Annotated in this window: 2 tRNA genes and 3 rRNA genes; all 5 read right to left on the bottom strand. The window is 48.0% G+C overall.

The features are described from left to right. Window positions 1–8: 8 nt before the first annotated feature. The 5 genes from rrf to JFC10_RS14670 all read right to left on the bottom strand — a co-directional run bounded on the left by rrf (window position 9) and on the right by JFC10_RS14670 (window position 5,303). Window positions 9–123, bottom strand: a 5S ribosomal RNA gene (gene rrf, locus JFC10_RS14690). Window positions 124–305: 182 nt separating this feature from the next. Further along, window positions 306–3,167, bottom strand: a 23S ribosomal RNA gene (locus JFC10_RS14685). A gap of 360 nt (window positions 3,168–3,527) precedes the next feature. Continuing rightward, window positions 3,528–3,603: transfer RNA gene (locus JFC10_RS14680), tRNA-Ala, on the bottom strand. 9 nt (window positions 3,604–3,612) lie between these two features. Continuing rightward, a tRNA-Ile gene (locus JFC10_RS14675) sits at window positions 3,613–3,689 on the bottom strand. A 75-nt stretch (window positions 3,690–3,764) separates the two neighbouring features. Further along, window positions 3,765–5,303 (bottom strand): 16S ribosomal RNA (locus tag JFC10_RS14670). Together the 16S, 23S and 5S rRNA genes with 2 tRNA genes alongside form the textbook arrangement of a ribosomal RNA operon. Between the last annotated feature and the right edge of the window lie 388 nt (window positions 5,304–5,691).

Here is a 5,691-nt window from a genome sequence, read left to right as displayed (position 1 = left end):
GAATAGAGAGCTGACGATGACCTACTCTCACATGGACGAATCCACACTACCATTGGCGCTATGATGTTTCACTTCTGAGTTCGGGAAGGGATCAGGTGGTTCCATCATGCTATTGTCGTCAGCAAAGGGGGTTAGATATGAGTCTGTTGTTGTTATTATGACTTCAAGGTTACTTGTCGTCGACCAACATAAACCTAACTGAATCAAGGTTTAAGGTGATATCGAAATATTCTTTCTTTATTCTAAAGCTTTCGCTTTACAAGATAGATTAATTAGAGCTTTCATACAAACCACTTGGGTGTTGTATGGTCAAGCCAAACGAGCAATTAGTACAGGTTAGCTACATGCATCGCTGCACTTCCACACCCTGCCTATCAACGTCGTAGTCTTCAACGGCTCTTTAGGGAAATCTAATCTTGAGGTGGGCTTCCCGCTTAGATGCTTTCAGCGGTTATCCCATCCGAACGTAGCTACCGGGCAATGCCACTGGCGTGACAACCCGAACACCAGAGGTTCGTCCACTCTGGTCCTCTCGTACTAGGAGCAGATCCTCTCAAATTTCCAACGCCCACGGTAGATAGGGACCGAACTGTCTCACGACGTTCTAAACCCAGCTCGCGTACCTCTTTAAATGGCGAACAGCCATACCCTTAGGACCTGCTTCAGCCCTAGGATGAGATGAGCCGACATCGAGGTGCCAAACACCGCCGTCGATATGAACTCTTGGGCGGTATCAGCCTGTTATCCCCAGAGTACCTTTTATCCGTTGAGCGATGGCCCTTCCATACAGAACCACCGGATCACTAAGACCTACTTTCGTACCTGCTCGACTTGTGGGTCTCGCAGTTAAGCGCGCTTTTGCCTTTATACTCTACGACCGATTTCCGACCGGTCTGAGCGCACCTTCGTACTCCTCCGTTACTCTTTAGGAGGAGACCGCCCCAGTCAAACTACCCACCATACATTGTCCTCGGTATTGTTATACCTGAGTTAGAACCCCAACATGACCAGGGTGGTATTTCAAGATTGGCTCCACCGAGACTAGCGTCTCGGCTTCAAAGCCTCCCACCTATCCTGCACAAGTCAGGTCAAAGTTCAATGTAAAGCTGTAGTAAAGGTTCACGGGGTCTTTCCGTCTAGCCGCGGGTACACAGCATCTTCACTGCGATTTCGATTTCACTGAGTCTCTGCTGGAGACAGCGCTGCCATCATTATGTCATTCGTGCAGGTCGGAACTTACCCGACAAGGAATTTCGCTACCTTAGGACCGTTATAGTTACGGCCGCCGTTTACTGGGGCTTCGATCAAGAGCTTCGCTTACGCTAACCCCATCAATTAACCTTCCAGCACCGGGCAGACATCACACCCTATACGTCCACTTTCGTGTTTGCAGAGTGCTGTGTTTTTAATAAACAGTTGCAGCAGCCTGGTATCTGCGACTGCCAACAGCTCAAGGAGCAAGTCCTATCACCATCAGCAGCGTACCTTCTCCCGAAGTTACGGTACCATTTTGCCTAGTTCCTTCAGCAGAGTTCTCTCAAGCGCCTTGGTATTCTCTACCTGATCACCTGTGTCGGTTTAGGGTACGATTCGTTTATAACTATTGCTTAGAAGCTTTTCCTGGAAGCATGGTATTTGCCACTTCACTGTACAAGTACAGCTTGCTATCAGATCTCAGCCATGTAACAACCCGGATTTACCTAAGTTGTAAGCCTACATCCTTTCACCTGGACAACCAACGCCAGGCTGACATAACCTTCTCCGTCCCTCCATCGCATTATAAACAAGTATCGGAATATTAACCGATTTCCCATCGACTACGCCTTTCGGCCTCGCCTTAGGGGTCGACTCACCCAGCCCCGATTAACGTTGGACTGGAACCCTTGATCTTCCGGCGTGCGAGCTTTTCACTCGCATTATCGTTACTCACGTCAGCATTCGCTCTTGTGATACCTCCAGCATGCCTTACGACACACCTTCACAGGCTTACACAACGCTCCCCTACCACTTGAAAACAAATTCAAATCCGCAGCTTCGGCTCCTAGTTTGAGCCCCGTTACATCTTCCGCGCGGGCCGACTCGACTAGTGAGCTATTACGCTTTCTTTAAAGGATGGCTGCTTCTAAGCCAACCTCCTAGCTGTCTATGCCTTCCCACCTCGTTTCCCACTTAACTAGGAATTTGGGGCCTTAGCTGGCGGTCTGGGTTGTTTCCCTCTCCACAATGGACGTTAGCACCCACTGTGTGTCTCCCGGATATCACTCATCGGTATTCGGAGTTTGCATCGGTTTGGTAAGTCGGTATGACCCCCTAGCCGAAACAGTGCTCTACCCCCAATGGTGTTCGTCCGAGGCGCTACCTAAATAGCTTTCGGGGAGAACCAGCTATCACCGAGTTTGATTAGCCTTTCACCCCTATCCACAAGTCATCCCCTGGCTTTTCAACGACAGTGGGTTCGGTCCTCCGGTGTCTGTTACGACACTTTCAACCTGCTCATGGATAGATCACTCGGTTTCGGGTCTATGCCCTGCAACTAAACGCCCTATTAAGACTCGGTTTCCCTACGGCTCCCCTAAACGGTTAACCTTGCTACAGAACATAAGTCGCTGACCCATTATACAAAAGGTACGCGGTCACCCTAATAAATTAAGGCTCCCACTGCTTGTACGCACACGGTTTCAGGTTCTATTTCACTCCCCTCACAGGGGTTCTTTTCGCCTTTCCCTCACGGTACTGGTTCACTATCGGTCAGTCAGGAGTATTTAGCCTTGGAGGATGGTCCCCCCATCTTCAAACAGGATTTCTCGTGCCCCGCTCTACTTAATATGTTAACTCTAATGTTTCGAATACAGGACTATCACCTACTACGGTCAGCTTTCCCACGCTGTTCTTCTACATTAGAATTAATCGGCTTCTCCCCGTTCGCTCGCCGCTACTAGGGGAATCTCATTTGATGTCTATTCCTAAGGGTACTGAGATGTTTCACTTCCCCTCGTTCGCTTCTTGTACAAGTACAAGATACCTAGCTTATGCTAGGTGGGTTTCCCCATTCAGAAATCTCCGGATCACAGGATATTGCCGCCTCCCCGAAGCTTATCGCAGGCTGTCACGTCTTTCATCGCCTCTGACTGCCAAGGCATCCACCATGTGCGCTTCATTACTTGACCATACAACCCCAAGTAGTCTTGACTTATAAATAAGCTTTGACTTCAAAGTGTCATAAGATCTAATTATGATAACGATATCACCTATGTTTATACGCTTGATTCAGTTCTCTTTACTTTTTTTAATAACTCACCCCTGGGATAACAACTGATGTCGTTAAGAGGTGAGTTATTAAGGTTAGAAACAACGCGTGAACACGTGTTCCTAACCCAGACTCATATCTATGTTTTTAAATAGTCTCTATGCTCTCGTCGAGTCACAGATTCTGTATAAAACAGAAAGAAGTAATCTTGCCAATAAAGGCGAATCACTTGTTTCTATTTATACTATTAGCACTTAAAGCTTACTTAATTCGTTTATAGTGGTGGAGCCAAACGGAGTCGAACCGTTGACCTCCTGCGTGCAAGGCAGGCGCTCTACCAACTGAGCTATGGCCCCATTATAAAATGGTGGGTCTAAGTGGACTTGAACCACTGACCCCCGCGTTATCAACACGGTGCTCTAACCAGCTGAGCTACAGACCCAATTACGCTTAGATAAACGTAAGCTTAAACTAAAGAACAACTTGTTGTGAATTCTTGCTGACCGAATGCCATCTATAAGGAGGTGATCCAGCCGCAGGTTCCCCTACGGCTACCTTGTTACGACTTCACCCCAGTCATCAACCACACCGTGGTGAACGCCTTCCCGAAGGTTAAGCTATCCACTTCTGGTGCAATCAACTCCCATGGTGTGACGGGCGGTGTGTACAAGGCCCGGGAACGTATTCACCGCGGCATTCTGATCCGCGATTACTAGCGATTCCTACTTCATGGAGTCGAGTTGCAGACTCCAATCTGGACTACGATAGGCTTTTTGAGATTCGCATCACATCGCTGTGTAGCTGCCCTCTGTACCTACCATTGTAGCACGTGTGTAGCCCTGGTCGTAAGGGCCATGATGACTTGACGTCGTCCCCGCCTTCCTCCAGTTTGTCACTGGCAGTATCCTTAGAGTTCCCGGCTTAACCCGCTGGTAACTAAGGACAAGGGTTGCGCTCGTTGCGGGACTTAACCCAACATCTCACGACACGAGCTGACGACAGCCATGCAGCACCTGTATTCTAATTCCCGAAGGCACTCCCGCATCTCTGCAGGATTCTAGATATGTCAAGACCAGGTAAGGTTCTTCGCGTTGCATCGAATTAAACCACATGCTCCACCGCTTGTGCGGGCCCCCGTCAATTCATTTGAGTTTTAACCTTGCGGCCGTACTCCCCAGGCGGTCTACTTATTGCGTTAGCTGCGTCACTAAGTCCTCAAGGGACCCAACGACTAGTAGACATCGTTTACGGCGTGGACTACCAGGGTATCTAATCCTGTTTGCTACCCACGCTTTCGAGCCTCAGTGTCAGTATGATGCCAGGAGGCTGCCTTCGCCATCGGTATTCCTTCAGATCTCTACGCATTTCACCGCTACACCTGAAATTCTACCTCCCTCTCACCTACTCTAGCCTAACAGTTTCAGATGCAGTTCCCAGGTTAAGCCCGGGGATTTCACATCTGACTTATCAAGCCACCTACGCTCGCTTTACGCCCAGTAATTCCGATTAACGCTTGCACCCTCTGTATTACCGCGGCTGCTGGCACAGAGTTAGCCGGTGCTTATTCTGCAGCTAATGTCATCGTCCGTGGGTATTAACCACGGAGTCTTCTTCACTGCTTAAAGTGCTTTACAACCAAAAGGCCTTCTTCACACACGCGGCATGGCTGGATCAGGGTTTCCCCCATTGTCCAATATTCCCCACTGCTGCCTCCCGTAGGAGTCCGGGCCGTGTCTCAGTCCCGGTGTGGCTGATCATCCTCTCAGACCAGCTACAGATCGTCGCCATGGTAGGCCTTTACCCCACCATCTAGCTAATCCGACTTAGGCTCATCTAATAGCGAGAGCAGTAAACTGCCCCCTTTCTCCCGTAGGTCGTATGCGGTATTAATACGAGTTTCCCCGTGCTATCCCCCACTACTAGGTAGATTCCTAAGTATTACTCACCCGTCCGCCGCTCGACGCCTGATAGCAAGCTATCATCGTTTCCGCTCGACTTGCATGTGTTAAGCCTGCCGCCAGCGTTCAATCTGAGCCATGATCAAACTCTTCAGTTTAATCTTGCTATGAAGCTCTTTAAAGAAGCTTCTAAACTTGGCTCATTTAATCTGGCAAAATCGCTAAAAATTATGTTCGTAATGAATTAACTTTGAGTTTTTCTGCTGTCTTAAATGATAATTTTTATAGTTAATAATCTTTCCGAAAAGAAAAGATAGTCAACTTTATTTTTTAGCATTCTGAATCAGCAAAAATCCACACAAGTTGTTCTTTAGTTATGCTTTTAAATAGTGCTCAATCACTGTCGTCCAGTAACTGATATATAGGGTATTGCTTTCACTGTTTGTCTTAAACCGTTGCCAGTTAAGCCATCTAGCGAGCCGACTATCTTATCATAATGATTTGAATTGTCAAGCTTTTTTATAATTTGTTTCTTCAAGTTAACTG

It is taken from the genome of Psychrobacter aquimaris (assembly GCF_016107525.1).
In the GTDB taxonomy this organism is placed as follows: domain Bacteria; phylum Pseudomonadota; class Gammaproteobacteria; order Pseudomonadales; family Moraxellaceae; genus Psychrobacter; species Psychrobacter aquimaris.
The sequence above is the reverse complement of the archived record's forward strand: the minus strand, read 5'-3'. Positions and strand labels throughout refer to the sequence as shown.